Below are 21,578 nucleotides of genomic sequence, written 5' to 3' on the forward strand. Positions count from 1 at the left end.
GCGCAACAAGCATTACTTGCATAAAAGAACCTGCCACAATTCCATTTGGCGCGACATGACGTGACGCAACACGGTTCAATTTAGGGGAACATCAGACATGCGTGATAACGGTCCTGTAACCAATCGCGAAATTCAAATGAACGACGAGGACATCCTAGTCTCGAGAACGGATAAAGGCGGGCGCATCGAGTTCACGAACCAAGCCTTTGTCGATATCAGTGGATTTACCGATGAAGAACTCAATGGCTCTGCGCACAATATTGTCCGTCACCCGGACATGCCCAAGGAAGCCTTCGCAAATTTGTGGCAAACCATCAAAGCTGGTATGCCTTGGCAGGGACTTGTAAAAAATCGGGCGCAAAATGGTGATCATTATTGGGTCCGCGCCAACGTCACACCAACTATCGAAAATGGGGAAGTGACGGGCTATATCTCCATCCGCACCAAACCAACCGAAGCCGAAAAGAGAAATGCGGAACAAGTTTATGCCGGACTCCGCAACGGCAATGCGAAGAATGTAGCACTTGAGTATGGCGAAATCATAGACACGGGCTTTGGCGCCAGAGTTAAAAAGTTCATAAACAGCATCAAGGGCAGCCTGACGCTAGCCTTCGGTACGATACTTATTCTGATGCTGTTGGTTGGTGGTTACGCCATTTACTCAGAATACCAGACCGAGCAGACTCTAGAGCGCATCTACGACAATCAGGTCAAACCCCTTAAGCTTTTGAAAGAGATGTCGAACGACTACGCCGCCTTGGTGATCGCAGCAACCCACAAGGTAAGCAATGGCAGCTTTACCTGGCAGGAAGGGCTCGACAGCATCGATTATGCAGCACAACACATAAAAGAAAATCAGGACGCCTATTTCTCACGTAGCACAGAAGGGCAAGAAGCCAGCAACATCCAAAAAGTCCAAGCACTTGTTCCGTCGGCAGATGCATTAATTGCAAAACTTCGTGCGATATTGGTCGCGCAGGACGCATCTGCTCTGGAAGACCTCATTCAGAATGACCTTTACCAGACCATAGACCCGTTAATCGAACAGATTAGCAATCTGTCAGCATATAAAAGTGAAGTCGTTGGTAAACAGGTTGCAACCGCACGTTCGAATTTCTTTACTGCGGTTGGTGTAACCATCGGGTTACTGATCTTAGCGTCAATTTTGACCGTTGTTTATGGCTTCCTACTGGCTCGGAAGTTTCGCCGTTCGCTTGACGACATGAGTCAACATTTTGAAGCCATGGCACGCAATGATTCGTCCTACCTTATTCCATTGCCCAAAATGTCCGATTTCAACTCTGTCACCCAGCAGCTTCGTGCACTGCATGCGAAACTTGCCTATAACCGCTTGGAACGTATCGAAAATGAAGCAAAGGCCAATACACAGCGTATCGGTGCTTTGCGAGGTCTTGCTGAAACGGTTGAACAGGAACTGCAGAGGGTCGTTCAATCGATCATTGACCAGACCCAGCGCCTGAACTCGGCTGCCGGTGACATGGCTGGATCCTCGGAGCGTGTCTCAGAAAACTCGGAAAGCGTCGCTGCTGCGGCCCACGAAGCGCTGGCAAATGCCGAAACTGTTTCTGGTGCATCTGAAGAACTCGCAGCTTCGATCCAGGAAATAACCCGGCAAATTAACGAAGCTACGACCATCACTGCAGAAGCCAATCAGGCCGGAGTTAGTGCAGAAAGTACTGTGACGTCACTCAAAGACAGCGTTGACCGTATTGGTGAGGTCGCAGAACTAATTGGCGATATCGCAGCACAGACCAATTTGCTGGCCCTGAACGCCACCATCGAAGCCGCGCGTGCTGGCGATGCGGGCAAAGGATTCGCCGTTGTCGCGCAAGAAGTCAAAAATCTTGCAAATCAAACCGCAAAATCGACCGAAGAAATCACCCGTCAGCTTGGCGATATCCAGAATGTGACGGGTTCGGTAGTCTCAACCGTACAGGAAATGACATCAAGTATCCGTCGCGTGGATGAAGTCGCATCCAACGTGGCTGTCAGCGTCCGTCAACAGGATGATGCCACGCAGGAAATCGCACGCAACGTCGTCCAGACGGCAGAGGCATCAAATGAGGTAACCGAAAAGATCGGTCATGTTGCCTCCGAAGCACAAGACAACCTTTCCCGAGCAGCAGATATGAACAAGATCGCAGAGGAGGTCGATGAAAGCATCGCCGAACTGCGAAGCAGCCTTGTTCGAATCGTTCGAACCGCAACCCCGGAAGTTAACCGCCGCAAAGATCCGCGCTACGATGCGCAGCTTGCTGTGACGGTTAACGTGGGTGGCAAATCAATCCGTGGTCAAACCATTGATGTGTCATTCGGTGGAACAAAGGTTTCACTAGCAGAACCTATTTTGCAGGGCGCCAAAGGCGAAATCACCATCGACGGGCCAAACACCACCATCCCGTTCGAGGTTGAAAACGCGCTTGGTACCGTCGCAAACCTTGATTTCGCGCCCAGTAATGTCCGTGAAGAACGTTTGCGGCCCTGGCTTGAGCAACGCTTTGGCAAACCAGGTAAAGAATAATCCTGTCCGAATCTTTGCGCATGCCTCGTAACCTCCGTTTTATGACCGTCCGGGAAGTTTTCCCGGACGGTTTTTTCTTTTTCATGCATCCAATCGTCAAGCCTTCTGAAAAATGTAAAATTGGGTGCTTGACGGGCTATGTTTGTTGGGGCTATACACCGCTCCAGCCAACGCGAAGGCGCGATGGCGGAGTGGTTACGCAGAGGACTGCAAATCCTTGCACGCCGGTTCGATTCCGGCTCGCGCCTCCACTGATCCGGCATAGCTCAGTTGGTAGAGCAAATGACTGTTAATCATTGGGTCGCAGGTTCGAGTCCTGCTGCCGGAGCCATAAACCCCTGGAACCCTGTTCCGGGGGTTTTTGCTTTTCACGGCCCATTTCGGTTCGAGCTGATGGCATTCTCAACAGCAGACCAACGCGTATAACGGCACGCCTCTTTCAACCCCGTTTTGACCCGCCCGCCACCAGATTTGATCGCGTTGAAAAAAGACACGATTTTGGCCGGATTTTCTCAAAAAAGGTCTTGCGGCCCTCGGACTGTTTGATTATACACCTGCCACGCGCTTCGAGAGACGCGCAACGCCTGATCCGGCATAGCTCAGTTGGTAGAGCAAATGACTGTTAATCATTGGGTCGCAGGTTCGAGTCCTGCTGCCGGAGCCAATTAAAAAGGGACCGAACAGATTGTTCGGTCCCTTTTGCTTTTGCCCCACAGACATGATGGATGATCACGTGATGAAGACCGTCAAAATCGACCTGCGCGAAGTAGAACTTGCTACCCTTTCCGGATCGACCCGCGGCTGGCTGATTGTTGGGGATAACGGCATCATTCACGGGATGGTGCACCCGATTGATGGCGATTTGTTTACCATCTCGTCGAACACCGATCAGCGTATTCAGGCCTTTGGCTGGTGCCCGATGTTTGACAGCCTGGCCCATGTGCAAAGCGATCTTGAAATCGCGCTGGCCATGTCGTCACAGGAAGAAGTCGAAACCTGGCTTGAAGAATCCGAACGGTTTGATGACGACGGCCATCATGGACACGTCCATTAACGCCCTGCCCTTGCTTTAGTCACCGACCAGTGCGGATGCGCTGCAATGCACTGCCACAAAAACTTCGTGTGCGCAGTGCTTTATTGATGCACAGCAAATCAATATAATTATTACGCCTCTAAAATACCGCACTGCATCATGGATGGCGTGCTGACAATCTGGCATGCGCATCACCATATAGGGCGAATTGGCCGAAACCCGGCCCTGCCCACAGGACAAGGCGCAATTTGGCGATGAGTACAATCAACCTCGATCATCTGTTCAAACCCAAATCGGTTGCCGTGATTGGCGCGTCAAACCGGCCGCACTCTGTTGGCAGTGTGTTGATGAAAAACCTGCTTGCTGGTGGCTTTGATGGGCCGATCATGCCGGTCAACCCGCGCAGCCAGTCTATTGGCGGCGTTCTGGCCTATCCGGACGTCAACAGCCTGCCGGTGGTTCCGGAACTCGCCGTGATCTGTGTGCCGCCCAAGGGCGTGGTACCGGTCATGGAATGTCTGGCGGAAAAAGGCTGTCTTGCTGCCATCGTGCTGACTGCCGGCCTGTCCGCGGAGCAATATGATGAAAAGCGCAACGTCAAACAGGCGATGCTCGATATCGCGGCTGCCAAAAAGATCCGCCTGCTTGGCCCTAACTGCCTTGGCCTGATGGTGCCGGGCATTGGCCTGAACGCGAGTTTCAGTCATCAAAGCATTGGCAGCGGCAAGATTGCCTTTGTCTCGCAATCCGGCGCGCTGTGCACCGCTGTACTTGATTGGGCGGCGGCACGTGGAATCGGGTTTTCGCACTTCATCTCGCTCGGTGAATGTGACGACGTCGATTTTGGCGATGTGATCGATTATCTGGGGTCTGATCCCGATACCCGGGCGATCATGCTTTATATTGAATCCATCCATGAACGCCGAAGCTTCATCTCTGCCGCCCGTGCGGCATCCCGTAACAAGCCGATCCTGTGCATCAAATCCGGCCGCTTTGCCGAGGGTGCGGCAGCCGCCGCATCACATACCGGTGCGCTTGCCGGCGCTGACGACGTCTTTGACGCCGCGATCAAACGGGCCGGTGTTTTGCGCGTGTATACGGTCAGTGAGATGTTTTCGGCCGCCGAAACACTGTCGCGCATGCGCCCATTCCGCGGCGACAAGCTTGGCATCGTGACCAATGGTGGCGGTATTGGCGTTCTCGCCGTTGATGCCCTGATCGAACGTAAGGGCCAATTGGCACATCTTGAAGACGAAACCATTTCTGCGCTGGATGACGTTCTGCCGCCGACCTGGTCGCATGCCAACCCGGTCGACATCATTGGTGACGCCCCGGGCGAGCGTTATGCCAAAACCATTGATGCGGTCCTGAAAGACAAGAACATCGACAGTTTGCTTGTCATGCATGCCCCGACCGCGATTACCGATCCTGTCGAGGTCGCACAGGGTGTGATCGACACGATCAAGGGCAGCAAGAAGAACATTCTGACCAACTGGGTCGGTGAGGCCACGGTGGCGGAAGCCCGCAACATGTTCTATGCGGCGGGGATTCCGACCTATCGCACACCTGAAAACGCCGTCGCAGCCTTCCAGCACATGGTCAATTTCCGCAAGCTGCAAGATCTTCTGATGGAAACGCCGCCATCCGTACCGCATGATTTCACGCCTGATATCGACAAGGCACGCAGCATCATTCATTCGGCCATTCATGCCGGACGCCACATGCTGACCGAACCGGAAGCAAAATCGGTTCTGGAATGCTATGGCATCAACACGGTCAAAACCTATGCCGCCCTTGATGTCCAGGATGCCGTCAGCAAGGCCGAAAAGATCGGCCGTCCGGTGGCACTCAAAATCCTGTCTGACGACATCAGCCACAAATCCGATGTCGGCGGGGTTGTTCTGGACCTTGAAAACGTTGAAGAAGTCCGGGCTGCGGCCGAGAAGATGCAGCGTATCATCCGCGAAAAATTCCCGGAAGCGCGTCTGCGCGGCTTTACCGTGCAGGAAATGGTCAAACGTTCCGGAGCTCGTGAACTGATCGTTGGCATGACCACCGACCCGATTTTTGGCCCGGTCATCCTGTTTGGTCATGGCGGTGTCGAGGTTGAGGTTGTGCGCGACCGAGCGATGGCTTTGCCGCCGCTTAACATGAAGCTTGCCCGTGAGCTGGTCGAAGGCACACGTATCCACAAGCTTCTGCAAGGCTACCGTGATGTCCCTGCGGTCAACCTGGAAGAGCTTTACATGACGCTCGTGCGCCTGTCGCAGCTGGTTGTGCAGCTTGGCGAGGTTGTCGAGCTTGATATGAACCCACTTCTGGCCGACCGCGAAGGTGTCATTGCCCTTGATGCCCGCATCAAGGTAACGCCAAAGGTTCTCAGCGATGAAAACCGTCTGGCCATTCATCCCTACCCGCGCCATCTCAAAGAAAAAGTGGTGATGGATGATGGTACGACCTATCTGTTGCGCCCGATCAAGCCCGAAGATGAACCGGCCCACTATGAGTTCATGTCGCGCCTGACCCCGGAAGACATTCATTTCCGCTTCTTCGGCTCTGTTCGCGAACTGCCGCATTCGGAAATGGCCCGTCAGACGCAGCTTGATTACGACCGTGACATGGCGTTCCTCGCCATTATGATGGATGGCGACGAAGAGGTCGAATTCCACGGTATCGTTCAGGTTGTCATCGACCCGAACAACGAAAAGGCCGAATACGCGATCATGGTCCGCTCCGACATCAAGGGGCGCGGCCTTGGCCGCATTCTGATGGAAAAAATGATCGAATTCTGCCGCCGCAAAGGCACAGAAACCTTCATTGGGCAGGTGCTTCCCAATAACCGTCGGATGCTGACTCTTTGCGAAAGCCTCGGCTTTACCCGCAAATTCATCGCTGATGAGGATGTGTTTGAGGTGACCTTGCCCTTGCAGCGTGATCCGGAATAAATCGTCACACCGAGATCAAACAACAAAGCCCGGCGATTTGCCGGGCTTTGTTGTCCTGGCGATGCATCGCTGGATGTTAGGCGGTTTCTGCCACCAGTTTCGCCTTGATATCAGAAACGGCCTTTTCCGGGTCGATGCCTTTTTCACGCAGCGAATCAATTGCTTCATTCTCGATCGTGCGCAATTCCTGCAAGGTCGTCTGAACGTCTTCAAGCTGCTGTTCAAGTTCCTCAATCCGGCGACGCCCGACCAGCATCAGATGGGCAAGCTGCTCTGTCCGGCTGCGATCGGCGTCGTAAAGGTCGATATATTCCTTGATGTCTTCAAGCGAGAAGCCAAGGCGTTTGCCACGCAAAACAAGCATCAGGCGCGCACGGTCGCGATAATTGTAAACACGCGTCGACCCTGCCCGCTGCGGCGCAAGCAGGTTTTTGGTTTCATAAAACCGGATCGCGCGCGGGGTGATATCGAATTCTTCGGCCAGCTCGGTAATGCTATATAGCTTGTCGTTCATGGTTTTTCTTGTTTGTTGAATGCGATCCGCCACCATCGCAACATTCCGACAGCCCAGTCAACAGATTTACGCATACGTCAGGAGAAAACAGCCTGTGTGGCGTCTTACGATGACGTCGCCTCAGTCATTGTAGGTCGGCAAGGACCGCACGTAATCAAGATCGACAGGAACATAATCCGGGCCTTCGAACACATGCCCATTCATCAATGCGCCGGGCCAAACCCCACCAGCTGACAGCCAGTTACTGCCATCTGGCAAAGGAACGGTCACGCGATCACAGTAAGCTTCCTGATGCTCGGGACGGAGTTCAAAGCGTGCCCCCAATCCGTCCTCAAACAGCGGGGTGTCCGAGACGCGTGGCGCATTCAGAACACCCGGGTACGAATCAAACACCTCGGGATATGTCTGATGGTTTGCGAGATCGCCAGTAAATTGCACGGGCAAGGGTCCGGTTGAAGAAAGTTCAAGCTTTTCGGCGGACCCAAAGAAGGATTGATCAAGCGGCATCATGTCTTCGGGCAGCTTGGTTGGATCGGCGTGCTCGATCGCGTTGCGGGCATTGATCAGACCGCGCGTTGTTCCCTTCTTGATGTATTTCTGGCGGAGGAAAAAGCTGTTGTGCAGGCATACGGAAACGTAATCCGGTTGGGCAACAGAACCACCTTTGCCAAGTTTGAAGACAGCGCCACCATTATACTCATCCCCCTCGGGCCCGGGACGGCTGTCAAACCAGCAGATATTGCCGAAATAATACCAGAATCCGCCACGCACACCGTCCTGAGAGAACAGCTTGTGGCAGTTATAGAACCGGTTGCGCCCGATCCACCAGCCGACGGCAGTGGCTTCGGGTTCGACCGGATTGTCGCGGATATATCGGAAACGGTTGTCAAATATCCGCACATCCCGGTTAAAGCTGCCAATCGGGGAATCAAGGTTACGCGCGGATACGTCCATTCGAACGCCATTATAGCAATCACAGATATCGTTTCGGATGATCTCGACATCACCGATAATGTCATCCGAACCAAAGAACGCGCCGTTCAGATAGCGATATTCGACCTTGATAACGTTGCCATCCGCGTCCTTGCCGTCGTGAATTTCATCCCAGCAGATCTGACGCCAGATATCGGGATTCTGCACCCAACGACAGTCAGAGATCGAAATACCACGTGTCTGCTCCCCATTGGCATAAAAGGCATAGGTGCCCTCCGTAATATCAAGATCACTAAATGCCAGATCGTGACTGTTTTCGATATAGACCGCACTCGGCCATGCGCGTTTGATGGTAAACAGCTCCAACCGGATATGGCCGACATTGATCAACTGGAAGACGGCAAAGCCGGCCTGCCCCGGATTGCTTGCCGATATCGACGGGTCGGGAAGCTTTGCCGCATCAATGATCGCATCGGGCTCCCCACGAACAATGATCGGTTTGTCAGCTGTTCCGCCGCGCGGAAACCGCAGGGGCGCATCACAACTATAGTTACCGGCAATCATCCGGATCATTTGGCCCGGTTGGCTTTGCGCAATGGCCTGATCAAGGGTCAGGGTCGAACGGAGTTTCGTATCGATCCAGTGATCACCCCCGTCACTTGAGACGTAAACAATATCCATAAGCCCGCCCTTTCGGTTTTCGATTGCAAAACCATACCCCAAAACAACTCTGGGAAAAGTCTGTTTTTCTGAATCATACCTTTTGATATTTTGTATGAAATGTTTTAAATCAATCTCATGCCGATATCAACTTACGGCATTCACCCAATAGATTATCGCATAAAGGACCATTTCATGTCCCTCACATCCGGCCTGTTTTCCAAGCTATCTCTTTCCGTGATCATCGCTGCTGCCGCCACCAGTGGCGCGCAAGCACATTTTCAGAAAATGATCCCGTCGACCAATGTTGTTGATCAGGAAACAGGACGGACGGTGTCCTTTGATCTGACGTTTACCCATCCGATGACCAATGGTCCGGCAATGGAAATGGAAAAGCCGCTGCAGTTCGGTATGCAGTTCAATGGCGCCAAAACCGATCTTCTGGGCAGCATCGAAGCCAAGAAAGTCGATGCTAAAACCGCCTTCGATGCAACCGCACAGCTCAAAGCCCCGGGCGGTTACGCCTTTTATCTTGAACCGGTACCGTATTACGAGCCGGCTGAAGGCAAGTTCATCATCCAGTACACCAAGACGATTATTGATGCCTATGACGCGGGCGAAGACTGGGATCAGATGGTTGGCTTCCCGGTCGAGATAGAACCTCTTACCCGCCCCTATGGCGTTTGGACCGGCAATGTCTTTTCGGGCATGGTGCGTCACAATGGTGAACCGGTTCCGTTTGCCGAAGTTGAAGTTGAATATGCCAATGACGGCAGCGTTACCCTTCCCAACGCAACCTTTGCCACCCAGGTGATCAAGGCAGACGCCAATGGTATTTTCCACTATGCCATGCCCAAAGACGGCTGGTGGGTCTTCGCCGCCCTCATCGAAGACGGCACCATGGCAGCCCCCGACAGTGACCAACAGGTCCCGGTCGAGCGCGGCGGTGTGCTTTGGATCAAGACGGACGCAATGGATTGATGTCATTCGGGCGGGTGCGCATCACCTGCCCGCTTTCATTTTACCGATCCCAATTTTCACATGGCCTTGAGCATGACATTTCTTCGACGCCTGACCTTGATAATCCTGTTCGCATTGATCGTGCCGATCAGTGCCGCACAGGCGCATAACCTGAATGTGTTTGCGATGAGTAACGGTGACACCATCGAAGGATATGCCTATTTCACCGGCGGCACGCGCGCGCAGCAGGCACAGATCGAATTGCGTAACGCCGCAGAGAGGGTGCTGTTCACCACAACGGCCCATCATGATGGCAGCTTTGCGTTTACGGTCAGCCACCGTGGCGATTACAGCGTCTTCACCAACACCGGTGACGGCCATGTCGCGACTTTTGATCTTTATGCTGATGAATTCGCAGAACACCTGCCAGTTGCCACACCCAATGCCGACATCATCGTTGAGAATGTGGTCACAGCACCCGATGAGGCCACAGGCAATGCAAGCACCCAATCAAAGGCAAAAACTGAGCAATCCTCACAATCGACTGCCTCCGGGTTGAGTACCTTGTCGCATGATGAGCTCAGCACCCTGATCAATCACGCGGTGGCGCGTCAAATCGGCCCGCTGCGCGAAGAGGTCAATGCCTATCGCAATGATGTCCGCATGTCCGATATTCTCGGGGGTATTGGCATTATCATCGGGATTTTCGGCGTGTCGGCCTGGGTGATGGCGCGTCGGCAGTTGCGAAAGTGAGCTTTCCTCACTTTCTGTGCATTTCAAATATCGCCTAAACGCGATCGCCGCTTTCCATTGGCCACTTTGTATGATGGCTGTCGATCACGAAACGATGCTTGTGGGTCACCGGCGGATGGTAATGGCGATGCCGGTGTTTTTCGTCGCCCCCTTCGGCGTCATGCACATGGACGTGATGCGGATCGTTATGGTCATGCGGATGTTCATGCCAGAAACCGGGATGGCTGTGGCTGATTTCCAGACGATCTTCCCTCCGCCACAAAACCATCGCCGCAAAGATCGCGCAAAGCGCAAGACCGCCCGAGGCCAGAAACGCAACCGACAGATCGGCCAGACTGCCCAGCCAGCCAACAATGCCATACGCAAACAGCCAGCCGCCATGGGACAGGGCAAAATTGGCAGCAAAGAACGCCGACCGGTCCCCGTCGCCCGCCGAACGTTGAACCAACCGACCGCCCGGCGTTTGCGCAAAGGTTGTTCCGGCCCCGGCAATCGCCCAAAGAACGGCAAACGCGATTACAGACGCATGTCCTGCAATCATCAAGGCGCCACCAACCAGCATAGCCATTGCTGCGACGACAATGCCCGACAGCATCAAGCGACGTTCGCCCAGCCATTCGATCAAACGCGGGATCATGAGCGCGGCCATCATGGAACCGCCGCCTGCACAAGCAAGGAAACTGGTGGTCAAAAGCTCACTGCCCCCTAGGACACCACGGGTAAGCACCACCGTATTCACAATGATCATCGCCCCGACCGAGGATACAGCAAAATACACCGCCAGAAGCCCGCGCAATCGTGGCGTTTTCAAATAGGCCGCAACCCCGAAAATCGTATTGGCATAGATCCCGCCGGTCCGATCAGTTGGGGCGGCCTTGGGCACACTGGCCGTCATGATCAACATGGCCGAGATTGCGAACGTCAGGCTGTTGGCCATAAACAGGCTGTCAAACGACCAAAGCGCAAGCAGGGCTGCGGCCAATACCGGACTGGTAAGGTTTTCAAGATCGTAGGCCAGCCGGGCATATGAAAGCCCCTTGGTGTAGACCTTTTCGTCTGACAGCACTTCGGGGATGATCGCCTGAAATACCGGGGTGAAGGCGGCAGACGCGGCATTCACCACAAAGACCAGAACGAAAATCTGCCAGACCTGATCTACGAAGGGCAGACACAGGACAATCACCGCACGCAGTACATCCAGCCCAACCAGCCACATCCGGCGTGGCAGCAAATGCGCCATTCCGCCCGCGATCGGCGCGATGACAAGATAGGCCACCATTTTCAGAACAAGGATGGAACCAAGCACCCGCCCGGCATCGTCGCCCGCAAGATCATAGGCCAACAGTGACAGCGCCACTGTCGTCAGCCCTGTCCCGATCAGAGACGTAATCTGCGCTGCAAACAGATGGCGAAAGGCCGGTTTGGCAAACGGGGATATGCTTGATGTCATCTCCGCCCTTTCATGCTCGACCACGGGACCTTTGCTCAGATCCTCAGGATGCGTCCTCTGCCTGCTTGGCGCGCTCGCCGGCCGTGCATTTCTTTTCAGGCAGATGCAACATCTTGCCTGTGCGCAATTCAATGATCCGCGTGGCGAGCTTACGCCGGAAATGAGGGTCATGCGACACGAGAATCATGGCTTGCGGCAGGCCAAGCAGGATTTCCTCAAGGCGGCGCATATTTTCTTCATCAAGCGCGTTGGTCGGCTCATCCAGCAACAAGACATCGGGTTTCATCGCAAGCACCGCTGCCACAGATACCAGCCGCTTTTCACCACCCGAAAGTTCGTGGGTAATCCGTTCACGCAGATGCTTGAGATGGAGTTGGTCCAGGACCTCATCAACGATCGCAAGCGCCTCTTCGCGGCTGGCGCCAAGGTTTAGCGGCCCGAAAGCGATGTCTTCGATCACGGTAGGACAAAACAGCTGATCATCCGGGTCTTGAACGATGAAACCGACCCGGCAGCGCAAATCATGGAATTCGGCATCGGTCACGCGCGGGGTGCCAAAGGCGCGAATTTCGCCCGCATGCGGCTTGATCAGGCCAACAAGGATCCTTAGCAGCGTGCTTTTGCCAGCCCCGTTTGGCCCGGCAAGAAACAGACGTTCGCCAGGATCAAGTGCCAGACTGACACGGTCTAGTACGTTCTGCCCTGCCCGGTAGCCGTAGGAAATATCGTTCAGTTCAATAAGCGAAGACATAAATTCGATCCAAAAGGACTAAGGCGGTAATCAGGGCCAGGAAGAACACAACGAAAAAACCATCGCGACGCCGAAAGGCCATGTCATCAATCATCGGGAAATGACCACTGAACCCGCGACATTTCATGGCTTCAAGTACTCGTTCGGCACGCTCCAGCGAGCGCACCACCAACATGCCAAATAAATAGCCAAAAGACCGGTATGTGTGGGCATTGTTGCGTGCCTTGAACCCACGCAGTTTCATGGCCATGCGAAGGCGATGATATTCATCATGCAAAACAGAGATATAGCGCACCGTGAACATCATCAGATGCACAAGTGCTGGCGGGCATTTCAAACGATAAAGCGTATGCCCCAGGGCCACCGGCGTCATGCCCGAAAGCAGGCTTAACATCATCAAGACAACTGCATTGGCCCGAATACCGATCAGGATGGCATGCATCAAACCTTCCTGACTGGCTTGCGCACCAAGGACAGTGAACATCGGCGTACCCGGTGTTGTAAAAGGCAGCATCACCAGCATCACAATGATGAAGCCATCCATGGCCGCCATGCGCTTTAATGTCACGCGCAACGGCAAATCGGTCAGGCTCAGCGTGATGGCCGCAACCGCCAACGCCCCCAGCGCAAATTCAATTTGATGCAAGGCCACCACGACGATCGCAAACACACACGCCGCGACCAACCTGACCCGAGGGTCAAACATTCCGATGAATGACGGCGTGTGTCCGCCGCCCCCCGCCTGAACGTTCAAGGGTTGGTCATGTCCGAAAAGATGGCTCATGCTTTGGGTGCTTTTGCTCGTAACCGTCGCGCTGCGATGTAGTAAATGATCCCGAAGGCACCTAATATATAGCCAATCCCACCCAGAATCGATTGAAGATCATTCTTTTCCTTATAGGCCGTGATTTCACGTCGCAGCGGACGCAATTCATCGCGGACAATGGTCGCGATGATCTTTTCCTGTTCGCGGGTGATTGCGGCGTTTGAGTTGGATGCAGTTACGCGTGATGCAGTGCCTGTTTGATTGGAGACCGCTTGTTCGACATCTTCGACAGTCGACAAATCACTTATGGCAAAACGCGCTTCGGCCACATGCCCCGCCCCAAGATCGGCGCGAAACAACAAATCAACATCACCGCTTGGCGTATAGACAAAGAAACCATCTTCATCGGTTGTCACTTCGTCGATCTTGTTGCCTTCAGGATCGAAAACCTCGACAAGCGTGTTTTCGGCCATATCCCCGCTTGAAAAGCCGATTTCACCTTCAATGTTCTCGCCGCTGGGAAACACCGACGCGATGACCTTGTGTGCCTGCACCGGCCCAGCGCCAAGCACCATTACCCCCAAAGCGAGGGCAACCATAACTGCCTTAGCCATTTGATGCCTCACCGGCCTGCTTTGCGCGAAGTGCCGCCGCCTGTAATTGGAAATCGGTTACAGGGTCTGCGGGCTGTAACAAGGCCGGTTTAACCTTTGCAATCAGATAAACCGCGGCCGCAGAAACCAGACCTTCGACAACCATGATCGGGATATGCGCAAAGAAGACGAGTTTCGCCGCCGCGACGAAGCCATCCCCGCTAAGCGCAAGGGAAACCGCCACACAAAGCGTTGTTAGCGCAATTGAAAAGGCCCCGGCAATGCCGCCCAGAATAGCGGCTGTTACCGGATTGCTGCGCGACACCATGCCGCGGAACAAGAGCCCCGCCAGAACGGCTGGAAACGCGATATTGACCGTATTGACGCCAAGAACCGTCAAACCGCCAAAACCAAAGAAGATCGCCTGCAGCAAAAGTCCTACAAACAGCGCAGGAAATGCAGTCCAGCCGAGCACCAGCCCGGCCAGACCGCTCATGATCAGATGCACGCTGGATGGTCCAACTGGCACATGAATAAGCGAAGCAACAAAGAATGTTGCTGACAAAACCCCGGTTGCGGGAATTTTATCGATTGGCAGCTTCCGCAAGCCCAGCCCAAGCCCGGCCACTGCAAGAACGCCCCCGCCAATCAAGACTTCCGGTGCCAGCGCACCATCCACAATATGCATCTGTTTTGTCCCTCGCCTATTTCACATCATAGGCGCGAACCCACAGGACTGCATCCTGTGAAAGCTCTTTGCCCTGAAATTCTTTTTCAGGGCCGCTGCCAAGTGCTGCAAATCCCCAAAACCCTGCCTTGGGGACACCAAAGGTGAAATACCCGTTTTCATCTGAAATTGCCACCACAGCACCACCTGGCATCGGCGATGCGGTTGGTCCCTGTGGTGTGTTGCTGGCCATATCGGGTTCTGCGGCCATGTATTCGATCTCAATCTCGCTACCCGCGACCGGCTGTCCTTCGCTCAGAACACGGCCGGTAAAGGTCGAACCGGCGATGATGTTGGTCGGGCGGTTCAGCGGCAGGATTTCGGTTTTCAGCCCTTGCGGCTCCATCCAGTCGGTCGGAATTTCGTTGCGGTTCACATAGGATTTTGTGATTTGCTGGATATAAAGTTCTTCGCTTTCCTCGTAATACGGGCTTGGCACGACAACCATGACATAGTCGCCGCTGCGGCGAAGGGAAAGCACACCATCAAAGGCCGCGGCCGAGTTCGCAGAACCGGTGAAGGTGATCGGCGAAAGTGTTGATTTCAAATCAATTTTCTTGCCGCGATTGATCGCGTAAAATTCCAGCGGCTCAGCCATATCCATGACATGGCCATTTTCGAACGGATGCCAGAAAATCAGCTTTACCGGCTGATCTCCGGCCTTGGTCACGTTTACTTCTGGCGTGTAGGCCAACTGAAAATGTGCCTGGGCCGGCATGGTTGCCGACAGCACGCAGGCGCTTGCGATTGCAAGCTTTCCAAGAGTCTTCAACATATAATCGTCTCTTTCTCAAACGATGCACGCAGGCGAAAAACCCAACGCGCAGGGTCAGGACAAAGAACGATAGGATGGCTGGAAGCAAGATTGCGGATCTTAGTAAGACCGTGTGTACCCCTGCAACCTGACGCTCACCCCGGCGTCCAACAGTTTGATACCAAGTGCCAGGCACTTGGCAGTCAAAGGCAGGTCTCCTGGCTCGCGGTTTGAAAAGCACTACGCCTTCCCGGTATATCCCAGTGGCATATGCAGTGCTTGGACCGCTTACAGTTGCGGGGGCAGCCGTGGCCTTGTCACGCGTGACGCACCACGTTCCCTTTTAAGTTGATCCATTCAGATCAACACCAAAGACACTGTCATAATCCACGTGCGGCGGATCGCTGTCAACTCTTAGCCCGGTTGTGGGGCCATAATCTTTTGGGGGGACGGCTTGACCTGATTGGAGCGCCGGGCAAAGATCATCACCACCTTTGGCGACGGGCTTCAAATGCCTGCATTACGATGGGCGGAAACATCATGACACCTGAAACGGTTCTTGTTTTCTGGTTCAAGGAACTCGAAGAAAAACAGTGGTTTATCAAGGACACGTCCCTTGACCGCCACATCACTGAACGGTTTTCCGATTTTCATGCCGCCGCGTGTGCCGGTGAGCTTTTTACCTGGCGCACAACGCCCCATGGGCGCCTGGCCGAAATCATCGTTCTCGACCAGTTTTCGCGTAATATGTATCGCGATCAGCCGCAGTCCTTTGCGTACGATACGATGGCACTGGTGCTGGCCCAGGAAGCGGTTGCCTTGGGGCTTGATCGCAAACTGGTAACGCCGCAAGAGCAAGCCTTTTTGTATATGCCATACATGCATTCAGAATCCGAAATCATCCACGAAGTCGCTGTCGATCTGTTTTCTCAGCCGGGCCTTGAGCATAATTACGAGTTCGAGCTGAAGCATAAAAAGATCATTGATCGTTTTGGTCGCTACCCGCATCGCAACGACATACTTGGCCGCACCTCAACGCCAGAGGAAGCAGCGTTTCTCAAGGAACCGGGTTCATCGTTCTGAACATGAAAAAAAGGGACGGTTTCCCGTCCCTTTCATTCGGCGTCGCCAAATTCCCAAACGATCAGCCAACATCCCGGTCGCGATTGTCCCACCAGTCTTGAACAAGGTTTTCGGCCTCGTCCATGTAGTCGGCCTTGCCGGCAAGGAAAGCTGCCATGGCTGCACTGCCCTTGATCTTGGCTTCGGCGGGCGTGTCTTCAACGTCGCCGCGCCACACACCGAGAAAATGTTTGAGCGATATCGGGCTTTGCTCTTCGCCGTCCTTGGCGGTTTTGGGCAGCATCGCTGGCCAGCGCACATCATTGAGTTCCCCGTTATCAAGCATCCGCAGGTCCACATGCTTGTAAGGGGTTCTTTCGGCCTCGCCCCCGCCGCCCTTGATCACACCAATACGTGGCAATTCCAGAAGCTTGCCTGTTTCCCGATGAACATCGAGGAACGCCGGGTGAAACACACCCAAAAATGCCGATTTTGCCTGCAACGGGTTCAGCAAACGAAGCAAGGTATTGACAGGGCTGCGCAAACCAAGCAACGGACGCAGGCCAATCAGTTCCTGAAGCTTCGGATGCATATGACGCAGCGGCAGATAGGCAAATCCCTTGGATGCGATATCTGATCTGGCTTCTTCGGCAGACATGGCAATCGGCAGTTTCAGCGCCTTGATGGCGGCCTCGGTGCCCATGCCATTGACCAGATGCGAGTTATAGCCATGCATCAGGATTGGCACACCGTTCTGCGACAGCAACAAGGCAGAAAGCACAAACCATGGCAAACCACGGGTTCGGCCCGCCGCATATGACGGCCAATCGAGTGCCGGACGGTCAAGATTTTCGTCCTCACCCTCTTCATCCGGTTCAAGACGGGCCGCCTTCCGGACGGCCTCGATCATGCCAGCGAGTTCTTCAGGGGTTTCCGCCCGATAGCGCAGCATCAAAAGAAACGCGCCAAGCTGGATCGGTTCGACCTCATCGCGCAGAATCATCGAGAACGCGTCAAAGGCTTCCTCGCGGGTCAGGCTGCGTGACCGGCCCGGCCCACGGTAAAACGTCCGCAGATAGCCCGAAAACGGGTGTGATTCTGGTAAGGCATTCTCATCCTCGAGCTGTTCAAGATGCTCGTCGGTCATAGGGCTTCACCGGATAGTTATGTCGTTACTGATCGTGGATGCGCGTAAAGACCCACTCCGTCTCGGTCGAGAGGTCATCCTGATAGCTGTAGCCATCCACATTGAATTTCTTGAGCTCTTGCGGGTCTTCGATCCGATTGTCAATCATATAGCGCCCCATCATGCCCCGCGCACGCTTGGCCGAGAAACCGACAACCTTGACCGTACCACCCTTTACCTCTTTGAAAACAGGGGTAATAACCGGGCCATCAAGTACCTTGGTCTTGATCGATTTGAAATACTCGTTCGAGGCCAGATTGATCAAGCTGCGATCCTTGTGACCCTTGGTGATTTCGTTGATTTCTTTTGAAATCTTGTCATCCCAGAACGCATACAGGTCCTTGCCACGCGGATTGGCAAGGCGCGTTCCCATTTCAAGACGGTAAGGCTGCATCAAATCACGCGGCTTCAACAATCCATAAAGACCTGAAAGCATCCGGAAATGGGCTTCGGCCCAATCGATGTCTTCGGCCTTCATCGTATCCGCATCAAGACCGACATAGGTGTCCCCACGAAACGCGAAGATCGCCGGTTTTGCGTTGGTCTTGTCAAACGGGCGCGAAAAATGCTGAAAACGCTGATAGTTCAGATCGGCAAGGTTTTCGCTGATCCCCATAAGCTTCATCAGATCGCTGCGGCTTTTTTTGCGCGCGACATCAACAAGTTCTTCGGTGTCATCCAGAAATGCAGGTTGGGAAACAGACATTTCAGGAACGTCGGTTTCGAAATCAAGCTTCTTGGCCGGGGACACAACAGCAAGCATCAATCTGCCTCTTCTCTTTCATCTCGGTTCGATTTGTCGTAACAAGCCACAAGGCATGGGCAATGTCTAGGGCCCAACCCCATGTACAGGAGTATACGGCTGTACATTGGTTTGGACCCTTGGCGTTAACCATAAACTTCTAATTTTGCAGAAAATCTGTCTGGCGCAAGCTTTGACGGAAGAAAGGACCCATTATGAGTGAACAAGTTCGCGCGTCGCACATTCTTCTGATGTATGCCGGTTCGGCCCGTTCGACCGCCACCCGCACCAAGGACGAAGCCCTGACCGAAATCAACGCGCTCAAGGATCAGGTTGCAAACGGTGCCGATTTTGCCGAACTCGCCAAAGCCAACTCTGACTGCCCGTCCGGCCAGCAGGGCGGCGATCTTGGCTTCTTTGGCCGTGGCATGATGGTTCCGGAATTCGATGCCGCCGCATTCAGCATGGATGTTGGCGCGACGTCCGACGTGGTTGAAACCGATTTCGGTTACCACCTGCTGCAGCGTACCGCCTAAGCAACCGCTTACGCGTCGTGCACTAAAAAAGGCTGGCATTCATTTGCCAGCCTTTTTCTTTTCAGTCGTGTCAGTCGCGCCCTTCAGAAATCAACAATCGGCGCATCAAGCTCGTACTGCCCCTTGTGATCTTCGATCTCGAGCACCCAGACATCGGGATCAAAGCCGACCTGCTTGCGCCAGTAATCGTCACAGGCAAATTCGGTTTCCCGGCCCCCGTCCGGGCCGCCAGCAACCAGCATCCAGCCCAGATCGCCATCAAGTGTCGTGACCCGAGAATAGACGAAACATCCGCTTTCAAACCGGTTGAGCTTCAAAAGGACCGCACCAGCGTCCTCATTGCCCTTATGTGCCACCATGGCTGTAATCAGGTTCGCCTGACAAATCGCGATCTGCCCGCGCACCCATAGCCCAGCTTTAAGGCGCGGCTGCATCTATACCCCTTCCCGCGTTGCGGTGACGTTTTCTGGCATTTGCAGGATCAGGTTCGGGTTGGGACAGATACTTTCCCAGATATCCCATTCCGACGGCTTGGCGGCGCCAAAGAAGTCGCCTTCCCGGCCGAGCATGTCGAAAATGATCTGGAAATGCAGATGCGGGATCCAGTCGCCATTGATCGGGATATCCCCAAAGCTGCAAAACAGATCACCCGCCGCAATTTCCTTGCCCTTATAGAGCCCTTCAAGCGATTCGCGGCTCAGATGGCCATAGAGTGTGTGGAATTTGATGTCTGCCGCCGGTTCGTGCTGCAAGATGATGGTCGGCCCATAATCAAGATGCAGGTTGTTGTCGGCAAAGCTGTGCACAACCCCATCGAGTGGCGCGAATACCGGGGTGTATGCCGGGGCAAACAGATCGATGCCAAGATGCTGGCTGCGGGCTTCGCCATCATTTTTGAACTGTTCGGACTGATAGCAGATCCGGTCTTCACGATAGCGGCCAATGCCAACCGGTGCACTGGCATCTGCCAATTGCTGCCACATGATTTCGGTCTGGCGCGCCGGATCGCTTTCACCGCCGATCACAACATCACCGTTTGATGAGAAATCATAGACGATCTTCGCACAGCTTTTGAGATCGCAGTCCATGACCGAGCGGAACCCATCACAGTTCACTTCGATCCAGGCAAGCAAGCTTGCGGCCTCCGGCATCGGTTCTTGGCCTTGTGCAAGGCGATCCTGATAGGTTTGAAGACGTTGGGCTGCGGCAGACGATCGCAAAACGGTCACGGTGATGGCTCCGAAACAGAAAAAGGCAGGGACGATGCCCTGCCTTTAGCTACATGATTATATAAGTGATCGGCAAGCTTTGGCTTACCAGTTGGTCACTTCGTATTCGCAGGACACGTCATCATCATCGGTGTCGGTCAGTGCAACCGTCAGACGGCGCATCTGCGGATTGAAGCGTTTTATGAAGTTCAAAAGCAGCAGCGATTCTTCGGAAAGCTCGCCTGCGTCTTCGTCATCTTCATCCAGTTCACAGAGCTCAACCAGCTCAAGGAACAGTGCGCCGAGTGCGCGTTTGACGTCTTCACCACCTTTAAGACCGCCGGTCAGATCGCCAAGCGGGCCCAGGTCGATTTCGAGTTTGCGCAGATTAGCACTCATCTGATCGATGGCATCTTCATCAAGAACCATCTCGGCCGCGATCATATGCGTGCCAACTTCGTTGATGTTCATGAAACCGACGAACTCAAACAGGTCATCCTTGGTGCGACCGTCTGCCAGCAGCTTTTCGGTATGTGCTTCGAATTCGTCGAAGTCGATATCTTCGCCAAGATCGTTTTCAAGATCGCTCATGTCGCTCTCCAATCAAAATTTGCGCTGCTGATACTCTGGATTGCGGGAAAACTCAACCCGGACTGGTGACATGGCCATCTGCTATGCAGCCATCACATTGCATGCCAAACAATATTGCGAACGATAACGCATTATCACTAGGATTAGAATTGATCTGATCGACCGGCTTTGAATGGAACCCGTTATGCCCACCTTTACGCTTCTCGATATCATTGCATTTTGCTGGGCCTTTGCCTGGTGGGTTGGCTACACGCTGTTTGCCGATGCCAGTTCAAGGCGTCGTAATTCCATCTCGGCCCATATGGCGCGCAACCGTCATCGCTGGATGGAGCAGATGCTTAAACGTGACATCCGGATGGTGGATACATCGATTTCAAGCAACCTGATTACCGGCATCAGTTTCTTTTCCTCGACCACCATTCTGGTGCTAATCGGTCTGGTCGCGCTTTTAGGCTATACCGACAAGGCGATTGAAACCGTATCTGCCCTGCCCTTTGCCGCTGTCACCACGGCCGGTGTTTGGGAGTGCAAGGTGGTTTTGCTGATCGTGATCTTTATCTATGCGTTCTTCAAATTCACCTGGGCTTTCCGGCTCTCAAACTATTGCTCCATCCTGATCGGAGCAGCACCGGGGGCAGATTCACCCGATGCCGCCCGTGCGGCGGCGCGTGCATCACGGATGAGCATGATGTCGGCCCATAACTTCAACCGCGGTATCCGTGCCTATTTCTTTGCCCTGTCGGCATTGGCCTGGTTTTACCACCCGGTTGCCTTCATCATCTGCGCGACCTGGGTGACGCTTGTGCTGTTTAACCGCGAATTCCGGTCCCACGCATTGGATATCCTGAGCGGCCATCACTGAGCGCAGCACC

Annotated in this window: 21 protein-coding genes, 3 tRNA genes and 1 riboswitch; of the genes, 11 read left to right on the forward strand and 13 right to left on the reverse strand. The window is 54.0% G+C overall.

Annotation, left to right across the window (positions count from 1 at the left end; all coding sequences use genetic code 11):
• The first annotated feature begins 97 nt into the window (after positions 1 to 97).
• The 6 genes from ACXAF0_RS12015 to ACXAF0_RS12040 all read left to right on the forward strand — a co-directional run bounded on the left by ACXAF0_RS12015 (position 98) and on the right by ACXAF0_RS12040 (position 6,520).
• On the forward strand, positions 98 to 2,542 hold the full coding sequence (locus ACXAF0_RS12015; RefSeq protein WP_475346085.1) for a methyl-accepting chemotaxis protein: 2,445 nt from the start codon (positions 98 to 100) through the stop codon (positions 2,540 to 2,542).
• Between the two features lie 177 nt (positions 2,543 to 2,719).
• A tRNA-Cys gene (locus ACXAF0_RS12020) sits at positions 2,720 to 2,793 on the forward strand.
• Positions 2,794 to 2,797: 4 nt separating this feature from the next.
• Positions 2,798 to 2,873: transfer RNA gene (locus ACXAF0_RS12025), tRNA-Asn, on the forward strand.
• Positions 2,874 to 3,130: 257 nt separating this feature from the next.
• Positions 3,131 to 3,206 (forward strand) — tRNA-Asn (locus ACXAF0_RS12030).
• Between the two features lie 72 nt (positions 3,207 to 3,278).
• Positions 3,279 to 3,596 carry a hypothetical protein gene (locus ACXAF0_RS12035; protein WP_475346086.1) on the forward strand — a complete coding sequence of 106 codons (318 nt, stop codon included), beginning with the start codon at positions 3,279 to 3,281 and terminating at the stop codon, positions 3,594 to 3,596.
• Positions 3,597 to 3,829: 233 nt separating this feature from the next.
• Entirely contained in the window at positions 3,830 to 6,520 is a 2,691-nt protein-coding gene (locus ACXAF0_RS12040) for a bifunctional acetate--CoA ligase family protein/GNAT family N-acetyltransferase (RefSeq protein WP_475346087.1), read from the forward strand.
• Positions 6,521 to 6,596: 76 nt separating this feature from the next.
• Here ACXAF0_RS12040 and ACXAF0_RS12045 read toward each other — a convergent pair whose 3' ends face one another.
• Positions 6,597 to 7,034 (reverse strand): MerR family transcriptional regulator, encoded by a 438-nt coding sequence (locus tag ACXAF0_RS12045; protein ID WP_475346088.1) that lies wholly within the window; start codon positions 7,032 to 7,034, stop codon positions 6,597 to 6,599.
• Between the two features lie 120 nt (positions 7,035 to 7,154).
• Entirely contained in the window at positions 7,155 to 8,648 is a 1,494-nt protein-coding gene (locus ACXAF0_RS12050; protein ID WP_475346089.1) for a right-handed parallel beta-helix repeat-containing protein, read from the reverse strand.
• A gap of 174 nt (positions 8,649 to 8,822) precedes the next feature.
• Between ACXAF0_RS12050 and ACXAF0_RS12055 the strand changes: the two genes are divergently transcribed.
• The gene (locus ACXAF0_RS12055) at positions 8,823 to 9,608 is read left to right on the forward strand and encodes a DUF4198 domain-containing protein (protein WP_475346090.1); all 786 of its coding nucleotides are present in this window, start codon (positions 8,823 to 8,825) and stop codon (positions 9,606 to 9,608) included.
• Positions 9,609 to 9,680: 72 nt separating this feature from the next.
• On the forward strand, positions 9,681 to 10,340 hold the full coding sequence (locus ACXAF0_RS12060) for a hypothetical protein (protein ID WP_475346091.1): 660 nt from the start codon (positions 9,681 to 9,683) through the stop codon (positions 10,338 to 10,340).
• 34 nt (positions 10,341 to 10,374) lie between these two features.
• Here ACXAF0_RS12060 and ACXAF0_RS12065 read toward each other — a convergent pair whose 3' ends face one another.
• The 6 genes from ACXAF0_RS12065 to ACXAF0_RS12090 are packed head-to-tail and all read right to left on the reverse strand — an operon-like array spanning position 10,375 to position 15,402.
• A complete protein-coding gene (locus tag ACXAF0_RS12065; protein ID WP_475346092.1) occupies positions 10,375 to 11,790 on the reverse strand; it encodes an MFS transporter in 1,416 nt (471 codons plus the stop codon).
• A 43-nt stretch (positions 11,791 to 11,833) separates the two neighbouring features.
• Positions 11,834 to 12,541: an energy-coupling factor ABC transporter ATP-binding protein gene (locus tag ACXAF0_RS12070; protein ID WP_475346093.1), complete on the reverse strand. Its 708-nt coding sequence runs from the start codon at positions 12,539 to 12,541 to the stop codon at positions 11,834 to 11,836.
• Entirely contained in the window at positions 12,525 to 13,325 is an 801-nt protein-coding gene (cbiQ, locus tag ACXAF0_RS12075; RefSeq protein ID WP_475346094.1) for a cobalt ECF transporter T component CbiQ, read from the reverse strand. Before cbiQ ends, ACXAF0_RS12070 begins: the two co-directional genes overlap by 17 nt.
• Positions 13,322 to 13,921, reverse strand: a complete 600-nt coding sequence (locus ACXAF0_RS12080) for a cobalt ABC transporter permease (protein ID WP_475346095.1) — start codon at positions 13,919 to 13,921, stop codon at positions 13,322 to 13,324. Before ACXAF0_RS12080 ends, cbiQ begins: the two co-directional genes overlap by 4 nt.
• Positions 13,914 to 14,588, reverse strand: a complete 675-nt coding sequence (gene cbiM / locus ACXAF0_RS12085) for a cobalt transporter CbiM (RefSeq protein WP_475346096.1) — start codon at positions 14,586 to 14,588, stop codon at positions 13,914 to 13,916. The genes ACXAF0_RS12080 and cbiM overlap by 8 nt, the downstream gene beginning before the upstream one ends.
• 16 nt (positions 14,589 to 14,604) lie before the next feature.
• The gene (locus ACXAF0_RS12090; protein ID WP_475346097.1) at positions 14,605 to 15,402 is read right to left on the reverse strand and encodes a DUF4198 domain-containing protein; all 798 of its coding nucleotides are present in this window, start codon (positions 15,400 to 15,402) and stop codon (positions 14,605 to 14,607) included.
• 170 nt (positions 15,403 to 15,572) lie between these two features.
• Positions 15,573 to 15,769, reverse strand: a riboswitch (cobalamin riboswitch).
• 152 nt (positions 15,770 to 15,921) lie between these two features.
• Here ACXAF0_RS12090 and ACXAF0_RS12095 point away from each other — a divergent pair.
• Positions 15,922 to 16,464, forward strand: a complete 543-nt coding sequence (locus tag ACXAF0_RS12095) for a DUF924 family protein (protein ID WP_475346098.1) — start codon at positions 15,922 to 15,924, stop codon at positions 16,462 to 16,464.
• Between the two features lie 61 nt (positions 16,465 to 16,525).
• Here the strand turns inward: ACXAF0_RS12095 and ACXAF0_RS12100 are convergent, their stop codons facing one another.
• Together ACXAF0_RS12100 and yaaA are read right to left on the reverse strand one after the other, a co-directional pair.
• Positions 16,526 to 17,590, reverse strand: coding sequence for a glycosyl transferase family protein (locus tag ACXAF0_RS12100; RefSeq protein ID WP_475346099.1), 1,065 nt, complete (start codon positions 17,588 to 17,590; stop codon positions 16,526 to 16,528).
• A gap of 25 nt (positions 17,591 to 17,615) precedes the next feature.
• Positions 17,616 to 18,392, reverse strand: a complete 777-nt coding sequence (gene yaaA, locus ACXAF0_RS12105) for a peroxide stress protein YaaA (RefSeq protein WP_475346100.1) — start codon at positions 18,390 to 18,392, stop codon at positions 17,616 to 17,618.
• 194 nt (positions 18,393 to 18,586) lie between these two features.
• Here yaaA and ACXAF0_RS12110 point away from each other — a divergent pair, with 194 nt between their 5' ends.
• Complete coding sequence (locus ACXAF0_RS12110; protein WP_044828881.1) at positions 18,587 to 18,907, forward strand: peptidylprolyl isomerase; 321 nt, start codon at positions 18,587 to 18,589, stop codon at positions 18,905 to 18,907.
• Between the two features lie 83 nt (positions 18,908 to 18,990).
• On the opposite strand, the gene ACXAF0_RS12115 is transcribed toward ACXAF0_RS12110, so the two are convergent.
• The 3 genes from ACXAF0_RS12115 to ACXAF0_RS12125 form a co-directional block, all read right to left on the reverse strand.
• Positions 18,991 to 19,341, reverse strand: coding sequence for a DUF1491 family protein (locus tag ACXAF0_RS12115; RefSeq protein ID WP_475346101.1), 351 nt, complete (start codon positions 19,339 to 19,341; stop codon positions 18,991 to 18,993).
• Positions 19,342 to 20,136, reverse strand: a complete 795-nt coding sequence (locus ACXAF0_RS12120) for a peptidoglycan DD-metalloendopeptidase family protein (protein WP_475346102.1) — start codon at positions 20,134 to 20,136, stop codon at positions 19,342 to 19,344.
• A gap of 84 nt (positions 20,137 to 20,220) precedes the next feature.
• Positions 20,221 to 20,706, reverse strand: coding sequence for a hypothetical protein (locus tag ACXAF0_RS12125; protein WP_475346103.1), 486 nt, complete (start codon positions 20,704 to 20,706; stop codon positions 20,221 to 20,223).
• Between the two features lie 184 nt (positions 20,707 to 20,890).
• Here ACXAF0_RS12125 and ACXAF0_RS12130 point away from each other — a divergent pair, with 184 nt between their 5' ends.
• Complete coding sequence (locus ACXAF0_RS12130) at positions 20,891 to 21,568, forward strand: DUF599 domain-containing protein (RefSeq protein ID WP_475346104.1); 678 nt, start codon at positions 20,891 to 20,893, stop codon at positions 21,566 to 21,568.
• Positions 21,569 to 21,578: the final 10 nt, after the last annotated feature.

It is taken from the genome of Thalassospira sp. ABD4_177 (assembly GCF_056160125.1).

Bases quoted from the DNA above. Each gene is read 5' to 3' on its own strand.
- ACXAF0_RS12070 (WP_475346093.1), bottom strand. From the start codon at position 12,541: ATGTCTTCGCTTATTGAACTGAACGATATTTCCTACGGCTACCGGGCA.
- ACXAF0_RS12065 (WP_475346092.1), bottom strand. From the start codon at position 11,790: ATGACATCAAGCATATCCCCGTTTGCCAAACCGGCCTTTCGCCATCTG.
- ACXAF0_RS12130 (WP_475346104.1), top strand. From the start codon at position 20,891: ATGCCCACCTTTACGCTTCTCGATATCATTGCATTTTGCTGGGCCTTT.
- ACXAF0_RS12125 (WP_475346103.1), bottom strand. From the start codon at position 20,706: ATGAGCGATCTTGAAAACGATCTTGGCGAAGATATCGACTTCGACGAA.
- ACXAF0_RS12095 (WP_475346098.1), top strand. From the start codon at position 15,922: ATGACACCTGAAACGGTTCTTGTTTTCTGGTTCAAGGAACTCGAAGAA.
- cbiQ (WP_475346094.1), bottom strand. From the start codon at position 13,325: ATGAGCCATCTTTTCGGACATGACCAACCCTTGAACGTTCAGGCGGGG.
- ACXAF0_RS12040 (WP_475346087.1), top strand. From the start codon at position 3,830: ATGAGTACAATCAACCTCGATCATCTGTTCAAACCCAAATCGGTTGCC.
- ACXAF0_RS12055 (WP_475346090.1), top strand. From the start codon at position 8,823: ATGTCCCTCACATCCGGCCTGTTTTCCAAGCTATCTCTTTCCGTGATC.
- yaaA (WP_475346100.1), bottom strand. From the start codon at position 18,392: ATGCTTGCTGTTGTGTCCCCGGCCAAGAAGCTTGATTTCGAAACCGAC.
- ACXAF0_RS12110 (WP_044828881.1), top strand. From the start codon at position 18,587: ATGAGTGAACAAGTTCGCGCGTCGCACATTCTTCTGATGTATGCCGGT.
- ACXAF0_RS12060 (WP_475346091.1), top strand. From the start codon at position 9,681: ATGACATTTCTTCGACGCCTGACCTTGATAATCCTGTTCGCATTGATC.
- ACXAF0_RS12050 (WP_475346089.1), bottom strand. From the start codon at position 8,648: ATGGATATTGTTTACGTCTCAAGTGACGGGGGTGATCACTGGATCGAT.
- ACXAF0_RS12115 (WP_475346101.1), bottom strand. From the start codon at position 19,341: ATGCAGCCGCGCCTTAAAGCTGGGCTATGGGTGCGCGGGCAGATCGCG.
- ACXAF0_RS12100 (WP_475346099.1), bottom strand. From the start codon at position 17,590: ATGACCGACGAGCATCTTGAACAGCTCGAGGATGAGAATGCCTTACCA.
- ACXAF0_RS12045 (WP_475346088.1), bottom strand. From the start codon at position 7,034: ATGAACGACAAGCTATATAGCATTACCGAGCTGGCCGAAGAATTCGAT.
- ACXAF0_RS12080 (WP_475346095.1), bottom strand. From the start codon at position 13,921: ATGGCTAAGGCAGTTATGGTTGCCCTCGCTTTGGGGGTAATGGTGCTT.
- ACXAF0_RS12015 (WP_475346085.1), top strand. From the start codon at position 98: ATGCGTGATAACGGTCCTGTAACCAATCGCGAAATTCAAATGAACGAC.
- ACXAF0_RS12035 (WP_475346086.1), top strand. From the start codon at position 3,279: ATGAAGACCGTCAAAATCGACCTGCGCGAAGTAGAACTTGCTACCCTT.
- cbiM (WP_475346096.1), bottom strand. From the start codon at position 14,588: ATGCATATTGTGGATGGTGCGCTGGCACCGGAAGTCTTGATTGGCGGG.
- ACXAF0_RS12090 (WP_475346097.1), bottom strand. From the start codon at position 15,402: ATGTTGAAGACTCTTGGAAAGCTTGCAATCGCAAGCGCCTGCGTGCTG.